The 17,656-nt window shown below is 59.7% G+C and carries 20 protein-coding genes; 13 read left to right on the top strand and 7 right to left on the bottom strand.

Annotated elements, in window-relative coordinates; all coding sequences use genetic code 11:
- Positions 1 to 100 precede the first annotated feature (100 nt).
- Positions 101 to 514 carry a GNAT family N-acetyltransferase gene (locus AABC73_RS22175; RefSeq protein WP_341520978.1) on the bottom strand — a complete coding sequence of 138 codons (414 nt, stop codon included), beginning with the start codon at positions 512 to 514 and terminating at the stop codon, positions 101 to 103.
- A gap of 332 nt (positions 515 to 846) precedes the next feature.
- On the opposite strand from AABC73_RS22175, the gene AABC73_RS22170 reads away from it, so the two are divergent.
- The 5 genes from AABC73_RS22170 (at position 847) to AABC73_RS22150 (ending at position 4,393) form a co-directional block, all read left to right on the top strand.
- A complete protein-coding gene (locus tag AABC73_RS22170) occupies positions 847 to 1,638 on the top strand; it encodes a PhnD/SsuA/transferrin family substrate-binding protein (RefSeq protein WP_341520977.1) in 792 nt (263 codons plus the stop codon).
- A 119-nt stretch (positions 1,639 to 1,757) separates the two neighbouring features.
- Positions 1,758 to 2,771: an ABC transporter substrate-binding protein gene (locus AABC73_RS22165; protein WP_341520976.1), complete on the top strand. Its 1,014-nt coding sequence runs from the start codon at positions 1,758 to 1,760 to the stop codon at positions 2,769 to 2,771.
- A gap of 22 nt (positions 2,772 to 2,793) precedes the next feature.
- Positions 2,794 to 3,336, top strand: coding sequence for a GNAT family N-acetyltransferase (locus AABC73_RS22160; protein ID WP_341520975.1), 543 nt, complete (start codon positions 2,794 to 2,796; stop codon positions 3,334 to 3,336).
- Positions 3,337 to 3,464: 128 nt separating this feature from the next.
- Complete coding sequence (locus AABC73_RS22155; protein ID WP_341524306.1) at positions 3,465 to 3,926, top strand: hypothetical protein; 462 nt, start codon at positions 3,465 to 3,467, stop codon at positions 3,924 to 3,926.
- Positions 3,927 to 3,955: 29 nt separating this feature from the next.
- Entirely contained in the window at positions 3,956 to 4,393 is a 438-nt protein-coding gene (locus AABC73_RS22150; protein WP_341520974.1) for a nucleoside deaminase, read from the top strand.
- 125 nt (positions 4,394 to 4,518) lie between these two features.
- Here AABC73_RS22150 and AABC73_RS22145 read toward each other — a convergent pair whose 3' ends face one another.
- The 4 genes from AABC73_RS22145 to AABC73_RS22130 form a co-directional block, all read right to left on the bottom strand.
- The gene (locus AABC73_RS22145; RefSeq protein WP_341520973.1) at positions 4,519 to 5,517 is read right to left on the bottom strand and encodes a diaminopimelate epimerase; all 999 of its coding nucleotides are present in this window, start codon (positions 5,515 to 5,517) and stop codon (positions 4,519 to 4,521) included.
- 104 nt (positions 5,518 to 5,621) lie between these two features.
- Complete coding sequence (locus AABC73_RS22140) at positions 5,622 to 6,227, bottom strand: LysE family translocator (RefSeq protein WP_341520972.1); 606 nt, start codon at positions 6,225 to 6,227, stop codon at positions 5,622 to 5,624.
- Between the two features lie 50 nt (positions 6,228 to 6,277).
- Positions 6,278 to 7,114 carry an AraC family transcriptional regulator gene (locus tag AABC73_RS22135; protein ID WP_341520971.1) on the bottom strand — a complete coding sequence of 279 codons (837 nt, stop codon included), beginning with the start codon at positions 7,112 to 7,114 and terminating at the stop codon, positions 6,278 to 6,280.
- Positions 7,115 to 7,250: 136 nt separating this feature from the next.
- Positions 7,251 to 8,354: a DNA alkylation repair protein gene (locus AABC73_RS22130; RefSeq protein ID WP_341520970.1), complete on the bottom strand. Its 1,104-nt coding sequence runs from the start codon at positions 8,352 to 8,354 to the stop codon at positions 7,251 to 7,253.
- Positions 8,355 to 8,680: 326 nt separating this feature from the next.
- Between AABC73_RS22130 and AABC73_RS22125 the strand changes: the two genes are divergently transcribed.
- Positions 8,681 to 9,007 carry a hypothetical protein gene (locus AABC73_RS22125; protein WP_341520969.1) on the top strand — a complete coding sequence of 109 codons (327 nt, stop codon included), beginning with the start codon at positions 8,681 to 8,683 and terminating at the stop codon, positions 9,005 to 9,007.
- A 23-nt stretch (positions 9,008 to 9,030) separates the two neighbouring features.
- Positions 9,031 to 10,179: a PQQ-dependent sugar dehydrogenase gene (locus tag AABC73_RS22120; RefSeq protein WP_341520968.1), complete on the top strand. Its 1,149-nt coding sequence runs from the start codon at positions 9,031 to 9,033 to the stop codon at positions 10,177 to 10,179.
- Between the two features lie 678 nt (positions 10,180 to 10,857).
- Here AABC73_RS22120 and AABC73_RS22115 read toward each other — a convergent pair.
- Positions 10,858 to 11,163 carry a PepSY domain-containing protein gene (locus AABC73_RS22115; protein ID WP_341520967.1) on the bottom strand — a complete coding sequence of 102 codons (306 nt, stop codon included), beginning with the start codon at positions 11,161 to 11,163 and terminating at the stop codon, positions 10,858 to 10,860.
- Between the two features lie 115 nt (positions 11,164 to 11,278).
- On the bottom strand, positions 11,279 to 11,725 hold the full coding sequence (locus tag AABC73_RS22110) for a PACE efflux transporter (RefSeq protein WP_341520966.1): 447 nt from the start codon (positions 11,723 to 11,725) through the stop codon (positions 11,279 to 11,281).
- Positions 11,726 to 11,837: 112 nt separating this feature from the next.
- On the opposite strand from AABC73_RS22110, the gene AABC73_RS22105 reads away from it, so the two are divergent.
- From AABC73_RS22105 to AABC73_RS22080, 6 genes are all read left to right on the top strand, one after another.
- On the top strand, positions 11,838 to 12,722 hold the full coding sequence (locus AABC73_RS22105) for a LysR substrate-binding domain-containing protein (protein WP_341520965.1): 885 nt from the start codon (positions 11,838 to 11,840) through the stop codon (positions 12,720 to 12,722).
- A 261-nt stretch (positions 12,723 to 12,983) separates the two neighbouring features.
- A complete protein-coding gene (locus tag AABC73_RS22100; RefSeq protein WP_341520964.1) occupies positions 12,984 to 13,859 on the top strand; it encodes an NAD(P)-dependent oxidoreductase in 876 nt (291 codons plus the stop codon).
- Positions 13,860 to 13,996: 137 nt separating this feature from the next.
- On the top strand, positions 13,997 to 15,307 hold the full coding sequence (locus tag AABC73_RS22095) for an MFS transporter (RefSeq protein ID WP_341520963.1): 1,311 nt from the start codon (positions 13,997 to 13,999) through the stop codon (positions 15,305 to 15,307).
- 86 nt (positions 15,308 to 15,393) lie between these two features.
- Positions 15,394 to 16,662: an RNA polymerase sigma factor gene (locus AABC73_RS22090; RefSeq protein WP_341520962.1), complete on the top strand. Its 1,269-nt coding sequence runs from the start codon at positions 15,394 to 15,396 to the stop codon at positions 16,660 to 16,662.
- A 115-nt stretch (positions 16,663 to 16,777) separates the two neighbouring features.
- Complete coding sequence (locus AABC73_RS22085) at positions 16,778 to 17,149, top strand: YciI family protein (protein ID WP_341520961.1); 372 nt, start codon at positions 16,778 to 16,780, stop codon at positions 17,147 to 17,149.
- 24 nt (positions 17,150 to 17,173) lie between these two features.
- Positions 17,174 to 17,626: a nuclear transport factor 2 family protein gene (locus AABC73_RS22080; protein ID WP_341520960.1), complete on the top strand. Its 453-nt coding sequence runs from the start codon at positions 17,174 to 17,176 to the stop codon at positions 17,624 to 17,626.
- Positions 17,627 to 17,656: the final 30 nt, after the last annotated feature.

Here is a 17,656-nt window from a genome sequence, read left to right as displayed (position 1 = left end):
AGCGAGCTTGCTTGCGAAGGCATTTTTTCAGGCACAGAAAAAGGGCTGGATGCGCCGACCCCTTCGCGAGCAAGCTCGCTCCCACAGGGCTGTGGCGCGTTCAATCTTCAGCCCGCACCAACGCCACTAATGTCTTGTTCCGCCCATAACGCATCAGTTTCTCGCCCAGCGATTGGGGCAGTGCGCCGGCTGGGGTGAATCCGGAAGCCTCGTAGAATCCCAGCAAATCAGGATGGCAAAACAACCAGACCGGTTCGGCCAACGAAGCTGTGGCGTGAGCCATCAACTGTCTGGCGACTCCCTGGCTGCGCGATTGCGGCGCGACGAACAGCCCGGTCAGCCAATACCCACCGGCAACGGGCGTCAGGGACAGCGCGCCGATGATTTCCCGTTGTCTGGCAACCCACGACTGCGCCGTGCTGGACGAGCGCATGTTCGAGCGGTGTTCGCGATAGAACTTGTCCAGCAATGGCAGGCAGTCTGGTTGCAGGATCGAAAACTCAATGTCGGGCATGGCGATGCGTGGGCTCCACAGGTAATCGCACGATGGCTTGGCGGCGCATGATACAGCGGCTTAAACGGCGCGGCGCGCCCGGCTTAGGTGTATAACTGAGGTCAGATCCTTCATCTGGAGCACGCATCATGAGCAAAGGCATGGATTCAAAGAAAGCCGCGAAGAAAAAACCGACGAAGACCCTCGATGAAAAGCGCGCCGACAAAAAAGCCAAGAAATCCGATACCGGGCTTTTCGGTCACTGATCTATCAGAGTTGCGAAAAATGGAGCCTATGCAGGCTCCATTTTTTTGATCTATTGTTGGCCGCTAACGCCTTCGCCGAGTCCGCGCATGATCCAGGGTTTCGCCCAGTTATCGATGTACACCGCGCCCGTTCGCGTCCGTCAGGCCAGTGAAACCTGGCTGGCGCGCATCGTTCAGTTGCTGGGTGCCGGTCGTCTGCCAGACGAGCTTGAGTTGCCGCAACTGTGGCTATCGCCGCAGCTGCTGCTGGCTCAGACCTGCGGCTATCCGTTGATGACCCTGCTGCGCGACAAGGTGCGGCTGATCGGTCGGCCGGTCTATGAATTGCCCCACAGCGCCGATGGCAATCACTGCAGCCTGCTGATGGTGCGGGCCGACGATCCGCGCACCCGGCTGGTGGAGTTTCGCGACAGCCACGGGCTGATCAACAGTGAAGATTCCAACTCCGGCATGAACCTGTTGCGGCATCAGATCGCGCCCTTGCAGCAGGACGGTCGCTTCTTCGCGCGCGTTTCCGCTACCGGCGGCCATCGCAACAGTTTGCGCTGGCTCAAAGAGGGGCGCGGCGATCTCGCCGCCATCGACAGCGTGACCCATGACTATCTGGCCCGCGATTCCAGCGAAGAGCTCTGCGGCCTGCGGATTCTGGTGCGCAGCGCGGTCAGCCCGTGCCTGCCGTACATCACCGCCTTGGCTGTGAATGCTGTGCAGGCAGAGCAGATTCGCGCAGCGATGAATCAGGCACTGGTGGATTTACCCGAGGTTGCCCAGGTGTTGGCGATTCGTGAAGTGCTGAGCACCAGCGCAGCGGATTACCAGATTTTACTCGACTACGAACATCAGGCCCGTGAGTCGGGTTTGCCGTGGCTGCGCCCCTGATCGGCTTGCCGCACAACTAATCTGTAATCGGCGCTGTCGATACCTTTTACCAACACAAGCTAACTGACTTCCGGGCGAGCTGATCACGGCATCCCATAACCCGCCACCTAGAGGTGATCATGACAACCATTAAAAACCTGCTGGGCTGCTCGCTATTGGCGCTGGGCCTGCTCGCTCAACCCGCTTCTGCGGCGGACAAAACCGCAACGATCCATTTCGGCGACCTCACCTGGGAAAGCGGCAGCCTGATTACCCAGGTGCTGCGCACTATCGTGGAAAAAGGCTACGGCTATCCCACTGATACGCTGCCGGGCAGCACCGTGAGCCTGGAGGCCGCGCTGGCCAAAAATGACGTTCAGGTTGTTGGCGAGGAATGGGCCGGGCGCAGTCCTGCGTGGGTCAAGGCTGAATCCGAAGGCAAGGTGCTCGGCCTGGGCAATATCGTCAAAGGCGCGACCGAGGGGTGGTGGGTGCCGGAGTTCGTGATCAAGGGTGATCCCGCCAAAGGCATCAAGCCGTTGGCGCCGGACCTCAAATCGGTGGCCGACCTGCCGCGTTACAAAGACGTGTTCAAGGATCCCGAACAGCCGGACAAAGGCCGTTTTCTGAACAGTCCTACCGGCTGGACTTCCGAGATCGTCAACACCCAGAAGCTCAAGGCCTACGGCCTGAACGACACGTTCGTCAATTTCCGCACCGGCTCCGGCGCGGCACTGGACGCGGAGATCAGTTCGTCGATCCATCGTGGCAAGCCGGTGTTGTTCTATTACTGGTCGCCGACCCCGCTGCTGGGTCGCTTCAAACTGATCAAGCTCGACGAGCCGCCGTTTGACGCCGAAGCCTGGAAAACCCTGGCCGACGCCAGCAATCCCAATCCCAAGGGCAGCCGTTCTCTGGAGCCGCACCTGAGCATTGGCGTGTCGGCCGAGTTCCATAAACAGTACCCGGAGCTGGTGGCGTTCTTCGAGAAAGTTGATCTGCCCATCGACCTGCTGAACCAGACGCTGGGCCAGATGAGCGAAAAACGCCTTGAACCCAAGACCGTCGCGCAGGCGTTCCTCAAGGAGCATCCGGAAGTCTGGAAGGCCTGGGTGCCAGCGGATGTGGCCACCAAGGTCAGCAGCAGTCTTTGAGCGCAGAGGATAAGTGCCACTCATGAGCGAACCGCGCGTCATTCTGCACACCGAGCGATTGACGCTGCGCGAGCTGAGTCTCGCCGATGCTCCCGCCCTGGCGGCGATTCTCGGCGATCCTGAGGTGATGCGCTTTTCAGTGCGCGGGCCGCTGAGCGAGAAGGCCACGACCGAGTTCGTGGAGTGGGCGAATCGTTGCTACGTGGCTGACGGCTTTGGGCCTTGGGCAGTGATCGAGGTATCAAGCGGTCTGCTGGCAGGTTTTTGCGCCCTCAACCGCGAAGAGGTGGATCGCGCCGACGAAGTGGAAATTGGCTATCGCCTTGCGCCGGCGTTCTGGGGTCGCGGGCTGGGCACAGAAGCTGCCATGGCGACCCTGGCTTACGGCTTCGAAAACCTGAGGCTGGATTCGATCATTGCCATCGTCCAGCCTGCCAATGTCGCCTCGGTAAGAGTCATCAATAAAGTCGGCTTCAGTGATTTCGTCTACAGCCAGTACCATCGCTTGGGCGTCAGGATTTACCGCATGACGCTCAAGCAATGGCTGGCCCGGCGTTCCTGTTAGCGTCACCAAGAGGTTCGGTTACGACCGCCGGGCTGTTAAAGGCCGCCTGGACTGCTAAGTTCACAGCGTGCAAGGATTTTTCACCGGGAGGCCTCATGACGTTTCGCAGCTCGCTCGCTGCCTTGAACATGCTGTTCGCGCTGCTGGCGTTCGTACTTCCTGACGCATCGCGCGAGGCGTACGCGGCCGAGGTGGATGACAGCGCGCAGGCCTTCGTCCAGGATCGACATCTGGGTGACAGTCTGGGTTGGCTGGGTTATCAAGTGGCCTCGCGCACGGCAACGTTCGCCAGCATTGTCGAGGCCATCGGCAAAACCCAGGCACAGGCGCTGGTCAAGAGTGAGCTGGAACGCCTGCAACCCGAATATCAAGCGCAATGGGATAGCAATCTGGCCGCCGCCTACGCACAGTTTTTTACCGCCGAAGAACTGCGTGGCCTGAATTCTGGCGATGGGGCGCAGATGTTGGCCAACAAGCTGCGGGCCAAACAGAACGACGTTGGCATGGACATGAAGGCGCGCTCGGCAGAACTGCTCAAGACCTTTGTCTCCCGCGCACTCGATAACGCACAGCAGACCCTTGAACACTGATTTTTCATTATTCGCGATGAGGTAAAACCATGGACCCATTCATGCAGGCGGCAATCGACGAAGCGCAACTCGGCCTGGCCGAGGGCGGCATTCCCATCGGATCGGTCATCGTCCATGACGGCAAGATCATCGGCCGCGGCCACAATCGCCGGGTGCAGGAGGGCAGTGCGATCAAGCACGGTGAAATGGACGCTCTGGAAAACGCCGGCCGCCTGCCCGCACGGACCTATCGCGATGCGGTGCTTTACACCACCTTGTCACCTTGCGCGATGTGCAGCGGCGCGATCCTGTTGTACGGCATCCGCAAAGTCATCGTCGGCGAAAACGAGACCTTCCTGGGCGAAGAAGAACTGCTGCGCTCGCGCGGGGTAGAAGTGGACGTCATCCACAACCCGGCCTGCGTGCAGATGATGAAAGGCTTCATCGCCGACAAGCCTGAATTGTGGAATGAGGATATTGGCGAGTAACGCGGTTCACTTAGGACCGTTGGAGGCTTGCTGTAGGACCGGCTTTAGCCGGGAGGGCAATTGAGGTTCTCGCGACTAAAGTCGCTCCTACGGCCTAATCGCGGGCAAGCCTCGCTCCCACAGTCTCAGGTGCGCCGCGCCACCCCAAACAACGCAACCTCCTGCAACTCCCCGCCTTCCTCGACCAGACGCACCGGGGCCGTGCCGCCGGGCATTTCGATTTCGATCAGCCCGGCGCTGACCCGTCCGGCGTGCCAGGCGGCGCAGGCAACCGCGCTGGCGCTGGTTCCCGACGACGCGGTCGGGCCTTCGCCACGTTCGAAAACCCTTGCGACAATCCGCTCTGGCGAGGCAACAAACGCCCATTGCAGGTTCACGCCTGAAGGGCAGGGGTCGCCAGCCCCCAGATCCCCTTCGGCAAAGGCAATGCGGGTCAACGCGCTGTTCAGCGCCGGCTCATGCAGCGCTTCAAATGTGGGCAACTGCGTGTTGTCCGTGACCAGTGTGACGCAATGTGGATTGCCGATCCTGACAAACACGCTGTGATCCCACTTCGGTTTGATGTGAGACAGCGCGTTGACCCGGCTGAGCGCGCGGCCATTGAGTGAAACCTCGCCCAGACCATTGGCCTGCGCACCGACCGCCGCCGGACCAAACGCGGGTTTGCCCAGATCCAGCCAGAAACCGGCCTGGCCCTGCAGGAGCGCGGGTTCTACCCAGGTCGATACGGGCGAGGCCGAATCGCCTTTGTCATGATGCACTTTCAGCTCGAAACGCTCTTGAGCGCCGACATGGCCGGTTTCGGTCAGTGCCTGGGAAAAAATCGTCAGCCCGTTGCCGCTGCGTTCGGCCAAGGTGCCGTCGGTGTTGACGATCAGCACGTCAAACGGCGCGTGCTGTTGAAAAGGGCCGATCAATAGGCCATCCGAGCGATGAGCCTTGGCATCGGCCGGACGTGTGCCCGGCGGCCAGTCACAAAGCGCACTGATGGCATCTTTCGCCCAGGCTGCGCGACCAGCGCTCGCTTGCGCAGCCGTGTGCGGAATGGCGATGCCCAAGTCTCGCAAGGCATCCGGCGTGCTGACGGCGTAGATGTTGGCGCGTGCATCGTAAAGACGGGTCATGGGGCGTCCAGGCGGGTTCGGGCTATGGAGAGTCCAGGAGGCTTTTTAACCTGTCGAATGCATGTCTGTCAGCATTTGGCCGCGAATACCGCGCCCATCGATGCTCAAACCACCAACGTCAGCCACGCCGAAACCAGCAGCAACACGGCCATGCTGCGGTTGAAACGCTGCATGCCTTGCGCTGATCGGCAAAACTTTGCGGCGCTGATCCCAAGCCACGCCCACGCGCTCATGCAAGGGATAGCCACCAGGAAAAACGCCAGGGATAAATAGACCACTTTGAGACTGCGGTCGGCTTCGTTGCCAGCGAAAACGCTGACTACCGCCAACGCCATCATCCAGGTCTTGGGGTTGACCAACTGCAGGCTCGCCGCGCCGAACAGGCCCAAGCGCGGGCCTTGAGCGGTTTGCTTGGCGGGATCGATCACCTGGGCCGGGGCGCTGAACAGCTGCCAGGCCATCCAGCTCAGCCAGGCGATGCCGATCCACGACATTGCGGTCTGCACCACAAGATGGTGGACGAGAAAATCCCCCACACCGGTGCCCACCAGCAGCACCAGCCCGGCCGCGCCAGCGCAGGCGCCCAGCACGATCGGCGCGGTGGCGCTCAAGCCATGACGCGAACTGTTGGTCAGCACCAGAATGTTGGTCGGGCCGGGGGTAATCGAAGCAACGAACGCGAACAGCAGGAAGGGCAGTAACTGGTCCATGACACACTCGAATGATTGATCGTCAGTCGATCATCCGGCTCGGCAGTGCCTCAGTCTGGAAGATTTGAGCAACGCTTGCGGTAGTCCGCCGGCGTCATCCGGTAGGCACGCTGGAACCAGCGCCCCAGATGGCTCTGATCCGCGAAACCCAAAGCCGCCGCGACCTGGGCCGCAGATTCGCCGCTGGCCAGCAGACGCCGCGCCTTGGCCAGTCTCAGCTGGATCAAATAAGCGTGGGGCGCCAAGCCGAATGCGGCCTTGAACGCTCGGGTCAGGCGAAAACGGTCTACGCCGGTGGCCCGCGCCAAGTCGTCCAGGCCGATGTCCTGCGCCATGTGACTGTGCAGGAAATCCCGGGCATTGAGCGCCACCAGCGGCAGGCGCGGGTCCGGGGTGATCAGCGTGCGCCAGCGCAAGTGGCTGGTGAGATTTCCCAGCAGATCGTCCAGAGCGGTCTGGCGCACGATGCGCATTTCCTGATTGTGCAGGGTGCGAAAGGCGTTGGCTGTGGCGCGGGCCAGGCGCGGATCGTCGGCCAGGGTCGCGGCGACACTCAGCTGACAATCAGCCGGCGCGTGCTCGAACAATGAGCGTAATTCGCGATCCAGCCATTTGGGGTCCAGATACAGGGTTTGATAGGTGAAACCTTCCGGCGCGGGCGCGTCACCGTCGTGAATCTCCCCCGGTTCAAGCAGAAATACCCGACCTGGCGTACTAATGTGCCGCTGGCGACGGCAATTGAATTGCTGAACGCCTTGCTCCGTTACCCCCACCAGATAGCTGTCGTGCCAATGCGGGTCGTAAGCGTGGCCTTCAAAATGCGCCCGAATCGTCTCGATGCCGGACTCATTGTCCTGCTTGAGGTCGATCCAGTTGGCAGAGTGCATGGATTTTCACTCCAAAAAGGCATGCAAAGCATCTTTATTGCATTCATATGAATGTTTTTGAAATTTTAGTGCTGCAACAGTTTCAGCGCGGCCCGGGAGAAAAGTCTGGAAGATTTGTGCAGCGCTCCAAGGTACTTCAGTCCGTGAGATCGAAAAAGGTTCGGGCCAGGCACTCGCCGTTGATCAGGATATCCAGCTCATGCTTGCCCGCATAATGCGCCCGGGTCGTGAAATCGCGGATCTGCTGCTCGCGGCTGACCCTCACGGACTCGCCGGGCGCCAGGTTCAAGGTCTTGAGTTTGAACACCTTGGCCGAAGTGCCGCCGGCTTTTTTCACGTAATGCAGGGCGTAATCGATGATCAGGCGCTGGCTGTGCGCCGCAGTGGAAGTCAGACGGAATGACAGGTTGATCCGATCACCCAGGCGCACTTGTTCGGGGCTGACGCTCAGCTGTTCGATGCGCACCTGGGCTGCATGGCCGGCACCCATGATGGTCAGGGCGCGGCGGTCGCCTTTCTTGATCAGCGAACGCAGGGCGTGCCGGGCAATCCACGCCGTATGAGGGTTGTCCAGCGACCAGCTTTCAATCTGATCCAGCACCCAGTCCGGATTGTCCTTGGTGATGTCATTGAAGTGATTGGCCACCGATTTGCGCACGTACAGGCTGCTGTCAGCCTTGAGCGCATCAAGAATCGGCAATACCGGTGACGGATCGCGCATCAGCGTTTCGATGCGAAACGACCAGGGCAGCCGAGGCCGGCTGCCTTCGCTGGCCAGACGCCTGACGTGCTCGTTATCGTCCTGCGCCCAATCCTGCATCAGTTGCAGCGCGCGCCCGAAGTCCAGGCGCAGAAAGTGCCGCACGGCAAATTCCGAAGAGCCGAAAGCGGTGAAGTATTTCAGCGCCTGCATGGATCGCTCGAAATCATGCTGACCATACAACGCCACGTATTCAGGCAGAACGAGGGTGACAAAACCACTGTTCAGGCGTGGGGCAAGCTTGTAAAGGATGTCCAGCGTCGCGACGTAGTCGTCCGGCAGACACGCATGCAGGCCGCGACTGACGCGGTTCAGGCGCTGCATGAGCGACAGATTGTCCAGATCCTTGCTGACATGGGTCAGAAACGCCGGGACGTCGAATGCGGGGTAGACCGCAGCGGTCTGTTCGGCGATGTGCTGGAGGCGTGCCCGGTTGAAGATTTCCTTCAAGGCCGGTGCGGCCTGGGTGACTTCGGTCATGTCGTAAGGGTCTCTGACGTGAGTATGAAATGCGATTTCGTGACGCGACGGGTAGGAGGGGACTTGTCCCCGAAGAGGCCCGCCCAGTCGACCTTGATTTACCGGGTATAACGTCATTGTTGGGTCGGAGCGACTGCCGCCTTCGGGGACAAGTCCCCTCCTACAATGATATTTGGGGAAAACCCCAGCCCGTTTATCCATCCTGACCATCCTTGTTACAAACCTGTTGCCGCAATCGTTGCTCATCAAGGGCCCAGCGCCGAACCTAGGTCGGCAACCGCCATCAAAGGCCTGAGTCCTTACCGTTTCTGAACAGAAGGTAACTGATGAACATTTTCTTGCGTAGCGTTGCAGTGCCCTTGCTCGGCGGCCTGATGCTGGCCGGCCTTGCCAGTGTTTCCCACGCGCAGACCTTGCCCAACAGCACACTGAACAACAGCAATCCCCACAACAGCCCCATCCATCGGGCGAATCCGAACAGCCGCCAGGGCACCGAATCGAGTATTCCACCGCTGCGGGGGCCGAACACCGTGCCCAATCCTCGTCCGCCAACCCTCGAGAATGGCGGCGTCGGCAACGGCTATCCGACCCGGCAACAGCCTGCCCGACCTTCGACCAATGACACTCAGCGCCCGCGCAACACTACTGACTGATCCCTCTGCATAAGGAATTGTTCATGTTCCGCAAAACCTTGATTGCAACGCTATGTACCACAGCATTATTGACCGTACCGCTGACGACCTACGCTGCGGATATCCAGGAATTCAAAAGCGAGCAGGGCAGCGTCACTGTCGAGCAAGTGAGCAAAGGCCTGGCGCACCCATGGGCGCTGGCGTTTCTGCCAGATAAACAGGGCATGCTGGTGACTGAACGCCCCGGCAATCTGCGGGTAGTGGCGGCGGATGGCAAGTTGTCGCAGCCGATTTCCGGGGTGCCGCAGGTTTGGGCCAACGGGCAGGGCGGTCTTCTCGACGTAGTGCTCTCGCCGGACTTCGCCAACGACCGGCTGGTTTACCTGACGTACGCCGAAGTGGGCAAGGACGGTAAAGCCGGCACTGCCGCCGGACGTGGTCGTCTGTCCGCCGACCTGAGCAAACTGGAAAACTTCACGGTGATCTTCCGCCAGCAACCGAAGTTGTCCGTGGGCAATCACTTTGGTTCAAGAATGGTATTTGATCGTGATGGATACCTGTTCATCGCACTGGGCGAAAACAACAATCGCCCGACTTCGCAGGATCTCGACAAACTGCAAGGCAAAGTCGTGCGCCTGTTCCCGGACGGCAAGGTGCCGCCCGACAATCCCTTTGTCGGCCAGAAAAATGTGCGTCCGGAGATCTGGTCCTATGGGCACCGCAACCAACAGGGCGCGACGCTCAATCCGTGGACCGGCACGCTGTGGACCAACGAACACGGGCCGCGCGGCGGGGATGAGGTGAACATTGTCGAACGCGGCGGCAACTATGGCTGGCCGCTGGCGACCGACGGGATTAACTATTCCGGCGAGCCTATTCCCGAGGCGAAAGGCAAGGTGGTCGAAGGTACGATCCGACCTTTCCATGTCTGGGAAAAATCCCCGGCCATCAGCGGCATGACCTTTTATGACGCGTCACGTTTCAAGGCCTGGGACCACAACCTGTTCATTGGCGCACTGGCGTCGCAAGAGTTGATTCGGTTGCAATTTGATGGCGACAAGATCGTCCATGAAGAACGACTGCTGGGCGATCTGAAACAGCGTATTCGAGACGTACGCCAAGGACCGGACGGCTACCTTTATGTGCTGACTGATGAGGATAACGGGCGGTTATTGAAGGTTGGGTTGAAGTAACGTCAATTGCAGAATCCGTAAGACCGGCTTCAGCCGGGAGGGCCAGAGTTCTGACAACGCATCTTCTGCGAATGTACTGGCCTCCTCCCGGCTAAAGCCAGTCCTACGTAATGCATTCTGTCTTTCAATGATGAAGTAACGTCAATTGCAGAATCCGTAGGACCGGCTTCAGCCGGGAGGGCCAGAGTTCTGACAACGCATCTTCTGCGTATGTACTGGCCTCCTCCCGGCTAAAGCCAGTCCTACGTAATGCATTCTGTCTTTCAATGATGAAGTAACGTCAATTGCAGAATCCGTAGGACCGGCTTCAGCCGGGAGGGCCAGAGTTCTGACAACGCATCTTCTGCGTATGTACTGGCCTCCTCCTGGCTAAAGCCAGTCCTACGTAATGCATTCTGTCTTTCAATGATGAAGTAACATCAATTGCAGAATCCGTAGGACCGGCTTCAGCCGGGAGGGCCAGAGTTCTGACAACGCATCTTCTGCGTATGTACTGGCCTCCGCCCGGCTAAAGCCAGTCCTACGTACTGCATTCTGTCTTTCAATGATGAAGTAACGTCAATTGCAGAATCCGTAGGACCGGCTTCAGCCGGGAGGGCCAGTGTCTGACAACGCATCTTCTGCGAATGTCCTGGCCTCCTCCCGGCTAAAGCCAGTCCTCCGTAATGCATTCCTGCATTACGTATCTTGCTTGTCTTTCAATACTTCACCGGTCTTGGCGTCCAGGTCTACATCCCATTCCACGTTTTTCGCATCACGCAGTTCAACCTGGTAAATATAACGCCCGGCCTGGTTTTCCAGCTCGGTGTCGTGAATGGTGAAGCCAGGGTGCTTGTCCAGGGCCAGTTTGTTCAGCTTTTCGAAGTCCATAACAGTACCGGCTTTATGCAGGCGTACCACTTCATCAGGGCCGATATCGGCTTGGGCAACACCGGCAGCGGCGGTAAGGGCAAGGGCGGCGAACAGGGCAGGTAAAGTTTTCATCGGGTCTTCCTTCTGGTTTTATCTGATGCAGTAGATTCATCAGCAGCTGGAACGTTCAGCTGTCTGGTTGAAGCCAGATTAACCAACCAGACTTAATTCACGCTTAATTCTGCGTTCACACTGAACATTCAGTGGGCAGCGATTGTTTAGCCGACTCTGGAACATCGAACAGCCGATCAAACGCCCACTGAAAAACCAACGCGTAAAAGAAGAAAAATACAAACAACGCCAGATTGGTCGCCAGCGCCTGCCACCAGGAAATCGCCAACCACCAGGCAATCAGCGGCAACAGAAGCAACGTCAGGCCGCCTTCGAACCCCAGCGAATGCAGCAAGCGCCGTTGCCAGGTTCTGCTGCGCTGGGCCTGCCGCGCTTCCCAGTACTCAAACCCATAGTTGAAGAGCATGTTCCACAGCAGGGCGGAGGCCGAAAGCATGACCGACAACGCGCCGGAATAGGTCAGGCTCTCGTCGTACAGCCATGACAGCGCTGGGGATAACACGCCGATGGCAATCAGTTCGTAAAGCGTTGCCTGCACAATTTTGCGTGTCGGGCCTTGCATGGTGGTCTCCAGATGCATATCGATAACCCATCCTGACGTCGGGCCGAACCTGGGGAAAATGAGATAAATTAAGGTCCGATCAATTCAATTGACGTCCACCACGGGGCCGCCCTTGTTTTCGAAAATACCGTTAACCGCGTATCGCACGTTTGAGGCGGCTGCGCGAACAGGAAGTTTCAAGGCGGCGGCCTACGAGCTTTTCGTCACGCCGGCGGCGGTTTCTTATCAGGTCAAGGCGCTGGAAGCCTGGGTGGGCACGTTGCTGTTCGAGCGCACCGGCAAAGGCGTGCAACTGACGCCGGAAGGTGAACGCCTCTATCGCGACGCCCATCGTGCGCTGCTGGACATCCGCGATAGCCTGGCAGGGTTTCGTCCGCAACCGGACATGCACACGCTGGTGCTCTCGACCACGCCGGCATTGGCGGCGGCGTGGTTAATCCCCAGACTTGGCGATTTCTATCGCGCCTGGCCGCATATCAATGTGCGGGTTGAAACCAGTAACGACCTAGTGGATCTGCTGCGTGATTCGAGTATCGACCTGGCGATTCGTACCTCATCACGCGAAGAACCGGGGTTGATCAGCCAGCCGTTGATGGATGAACGTTTCGGTGCTTACGTTGCGCCTGATTACAGCGACCCAACGCCGCAGACTCGGGTTGAGCTGATCAACCTGCGCTGGCAGATCCCCGGCGGTTTCAGGGTGGATTGGCCCACCTGGTGCGCGGCCGCTGGCCATACCGACTGGCTGACGCAAGCGGTGTTGCGCGAGTATGACGACGAGCATTTCGCCCTGAATGCCGCCATCGCCGGTCATGGCTTCGTGCTGGCCAGCAATGTGCTGGTGGCAGACAGCCTGGCCAAAGGCCTGCTCGTGCCTTATCGCCCCGACATCAGCTTGCCGGGCCCGAGCTACCTGGCCGTTTGCGCCCCCGGACGGGAGCGGCAGTCCCCGGTTCGCGAGTTTCTGGGGTGGCTCAAGGTGCAAATAAATACCTGAGTGAATTGCATCGTTGGAGGCTTGCTGTAGGACTGGCTTTAGCCGGGAGGGCAATTGATGAGGCTCGCGACTGAAGTCGCTCCTACAGTCGCTCCTGCGGCCGATTCGCGGGCAAGCCTCCAACGGTCCCTCTGTTTGCCGCGCGATGGAAGACATCCGAAGTTAGCCTGTCGTTACTACCCGCCAGACCAACACCTATTTTTTTCAGTCCGGCAAAAGCGCACTCTAGGGCACTTGATTCGACCTGGAGAGAGCACATTCATGAACATCGGTTTCGTAGGACTCGGCAACATGGGGCAGGCCATGGCGACCAATCTATTGAAAGGCGGCCATGAAGTCTGGGTCTGGAATCGCTCGCCAGAGCCGGTACAGGCGATGGTTGCGCTGGGTGCCAAGGCCGCCGCCGATCCGGCCCAGGCCTTTGGCAATGACGTGGTGTTCAGCATGCTCGCCGATGATCACGCGCTGCGTGAGGTGTTGCTTGAATCCGGCCTGCTCGACACGCTCAAGGCGCCGCTGATTCACATCAACATGGCGACTATTGCCGTCGCCTTCGCCGAGGAACTGGCGGCCCTGCATGCTGAACGTGGCGTCGCTTATATCGCCGCACCGGTAATGGGGCGTCCGGACGTCGCTGCCGCTGGCGCGCTGAACATCCTGGCGGCCGGGCCCGGTGCGGCAATCAAGACCGTGCAACCGCTGTTCAACCTGATCGGCAAGAAAACCTGGCCCTTGGGCGAACAGGCATCGCGGGCCAACGTACTGAAACTGGCGGTCAATTTCATGCTCGCGTCCGCCATCGAAACCATGGGTGAAGCGGCGGTGCTGGTGGATGCCTACGGGATCGAGCCCGGTACGCTGATCGAGCTGATTTCCGGCAGTATCTTTCCCGGCCCGATCTATCAAGGCTATGGCGGCATGATCGCCGAGCGTCGTTATGAACCGGCCTTGTTCAAGGCCTCATTGGGGCTCAAGGACATCAGCCTGGCATTGGCGGCCGCCGAGCATGTGGCGGTGCCGTTGCCCGTGGCCAATGTGGTATATGGCAGCCTGCTCGATGCCCAGGCCAATGATGAAGGTCACATGGATCTGGCCGTTCTGGGTCAGGTGGCCGAACGCCGCGCCGGACGCAATTGAAGTCCGGCCCAGGGCGGCAATCGCGACCACTGAGCTCAAGCGCGGTGCAGTGACAAACTCATCGCGCGCGAGTTTGCTATTCTTCGCGCCCTGCGACCTGATGTCGCCCCCTTGTCTTTCACCGTTTCGGGTTCTTTATGACGGCCATTGTCCGATCACGTCCCCAGCCGCTGTCGCGCGCTGACTACAAAACCCTGGGCCTTGCGGCTTTGGGCGGGGCGCTGGAAATTTATGACTTCATTATTTTCGTGTTCTTCGCGCTGACCCTCAGCCAACTGTTTTTCCCGCCGGAAATGCCCGAATGGCTGCGTCTGCTGCAAAGCTTCGGCATTTTCGTCACCGGCTATCTGGCGCGGCCGTTGGGCGGCATTCTGATGGCGCACTTCGCGGACAGGCTCGGACGCAAACGCGTGTTCAGCCTGAGCATTCTGATGATGGCGCTGCCGTGCCTGTTGATCGGCATGATGCCCACCTACGCGCACATCGGTTATTGGGCGCCGTTGATCCTGCTCGGTTTTCGCATCCTGCAAGGCGCGGCAGTCGGTGGCGAAGTGCCCAGCGCCTGGGTATTTGTCGCTGAACATGCGCCGCCCGGTCATCGTGGTTATGCCCTCGGCGTGCTGCAAGCCGGGCTGACCTTTGGCTATCTGTTGGGCGCATTGGTCGCCACCTGGCTGGCAAAAGTGTTCACCCCTGCGGAAATCCTCGATTACGCCTGGCGCATCCCGTTCCTGCTGGGCGGCGTGTTCGGCATCTTCGGCGTGTGGTTGCGCCGTTGGTTGAGTGAAACGCCGGTATTCATGGCCTTGCACGCGCAGCGGAGCGAAATGGCGGAATTCCCGCTCAAGGCGGTATTGCGCGAGCATCGCCAGTCCTTGCTGCCGGCGGTCTTGTTGACCTGCGTGCTGACCTCCGCCGTAGTCGTGCTGGTGGTCATCACGCCCACGGTCATGCAGCAGCGTTTCGGCATGAGCGCCAGCCACACCTTCGCATTGAGCAGCCTGGGCATCGTGTTTCTCAATATCGGTTGCGTGCTGGCGGGACTGCTGGTGGACCGAATCGGCGCGTGGCGCGGCGTGATGCTGTACAGCCTGTTACTGCCGCTGGGCATCGGTTCGTTGTACGCCAGCCTGATCGGTGAGTGGCTTACGCCGGGCATCGCCTATGCCATCGCCGGTCTGGCTTGCGGCATCGTCGGTGTGGTGCCCTCGGTCATGGTCGGGCTGTTCCCGGTAAAAATTCGCGTCTCCGGTATCTCGTTTACCTACAACATCGCCTACGCACTTTGGGCCAGCACCACGCCGTTGATGCTGATCGCGCTGATGCCCTGGAGCCCATGGGTGTGTGTCGTCTACTGCGCGGTGATGGGCACGGTGGGCGTGTTGACCGCCGCAGTGTACGGTCTGCGCCGAGGTGTGCAGGTCGACGCGGTGCTCGCGGGGCGTTAAGCCTGGTTTGTGCATTTGGTCTGGAGCGGCAGTCACGCTGATGCCGCGCAGGCTACGCTCTCTCGTACGCCACGCGAGAGTCAGGCATGAAGCAGCATCGTGAGCACAATAATAAAAACACGCGAACCATCAACGCCGAAGTCGAGAGTCTCTACCGTCAGGAGTCGCGTCGGGTTCTGGCCACGCTGATCCGCCTGCTGGGCAGTTTCGAACTGGCCGAGGAAGCCTTGCAGGATGCATTCATCGCCGCGGTCGAGCAATGGCCGCAAACCGGCCTGCCACAAAGTCCCAGGGCCTGGCTGATATCGGCGGGCCGCTTCAAGGCTATCGACAGCCTGCGCCGTCGCTCGCGTTTCAACGCTTCACTGATCCAGATGGCCCGGGAGCTGGAAGACCGAGTGCAGACACCCGATCTGGACAGCGTCGAAGACGACCGGCTGCGCTTGATCTTTATCTGTTGCCATCCAGCCTTGACCGACGACGCCCAGGTTGCGCTGACCTTGCGTGAAGTCTGCGACCTGACCACTGAAGAAATCGCCCGGGCCTTCCTGACCAAACCGTCCACTGTGGCGCAGCGCATTGTGCGGGCCAAAAACAAGATTCTTGACGCCCAAATTCCCTATGAAGTGCCGTCCTTCGCCGAGTTGCCCGAGCGCCTGGATGCCGTGCTGCGCGTGGTCTATCTGGTGTTCAACGAAGGGTATTTCGCCTCGTCCGGCGATCAATTGACCCGCAATGACCTGTCCAGCGAAGCGATTCGTCTGGGTCGGCTGTTGCTGGATCTGCTGCCGGAGCCGGAAGTCGCCGGGTTACTGGCGTTGATGCTGCTCAACGAATCCCGGCGCCCCGCGCGAACCACGGCCAGTGGCGAACCGGTGATGCTGGAGCAGCAGGATCGCAGCCTGTGGGATCGGCGATTGATTGAAGAGGGCGAGGCGCTGGTCGAGCAAGCCCTGCGTTCCGGGCGGCACGGCGTCTACAGCGTGCAGGCGGCAATCGCCGCGGTGCATGCTGAGGCCTCCAGTGCCGACCACACTGATTGGGCGCAAATCGTCGGACTGTATGACGTATTGCTGCGTCTCACCGACTCGGTGGTGGTTGAGCTCAATCGAGCGGTTGCGATTGCCATGCTGCGCGGTCCGCAGGCGGGTCTGGCGCTGATCAATGCGCTGCTCAATCGTGAGGAGTTGCGCGATTACCACCTGGCCTGGTCGGCGAAGGCTGACTTGTGTCGGCGTGCAGGCCACCTCGATGAAGCGCGCCTGGCGTATCGCATGGCCATCGAAAAATCCCGGCAAAGCGTCGACCGGCAGTTTCTCGAAGGGCGTCTGCACGAACTTGAATCCCAGGCCTGACTCTTCGGTGACCGTTTATCGGCGTGGAAAAATCAGCTGCTGATCCTGTCGATTTCCACTGGCCCTGTACGACTAATCCTGTGCATAGGGCAGAAAGCCCGTAACGGAGGACGCCATGAAATACCTTTGCCTGATCTACAGCAACGAACAGATCCTGCATACGCATCCGGACAGTCCGCGTGATGACGAGTGTTTCGCCTATGCCGAGTCCGTCCACGCCAGCGGCCACATGCTGGCCGCCGAGCCGTTGGAATCGGTGCAGACCGCAACCACCGTGCGCATGCGTAACGGCAAAGTGAGGATTACCGACGGGCCATTTGCCGAGACCAAGGAACAGTTGGCCGGTTTTTACCTGATCGATGCCAAGGACCTCAACGATGCCCTACACATCGCGGCGCATATTCCTGCCGCACGTGTGGGCAGCGTCGAAGTGCGCCCGGTTCGAACCCTGAATTTGCAGCAGTCTGCTCAGGCGGCAAGCCGCTGAGCGCAACGACCACAGGAGAACGTCATGAAAGCTGCTACCAACCTGAATACCCCGAGCGCCACCGAGGCAATCGGTGCGCTTATCAAACAATGGACCGCTGCGGTCCGGGACAAGAATCTGGATCGGATCATGGCCTATTACGCGCCTGACATCGTCGCTTATGACGCGATCATTCAGTTGCAGTTCAAAGGCGCCGAGGCCTACCGCAAACATTGGGAGTTCTGCCTGGGCCTGTGCGAAGGAGCGATGCTTTTCGAACCGCGGGATCTGCTGATTTACGCCGATGACGATCTCGCTTTCGCCCACTGGCTGTGCAGTTGCGGCGGGACCGATGACAAGGGCGAACAGAAATCATCCTGGATGCGGGCGAGCGCAGGTTATCGGCGCATCAACGGTGAATGGAAAGCGGTGCACGAGCATTTTTCAGCGCCGTTCGACATGGAAAGCGGCAAGGCACTGTTCGATCTGAAGCCTTGATGGACATCTTGCCAAACACAGAGGAGAACA

The organism is Pseudomonas sp. G.S.17, from assembly GCF_038096165.1.
Classification (GTDB): Bacteria; Pseudomonadota; Gammaproteobacteria; order Pseudomonadales; family Pseudomonadaceae; genus Aquipseudomonas.
The sequence above is the reverse complement of the archived record's forward strand: the minus strand, read 5'-3'. Positions and strand labels throughout refer to the sequence as shown.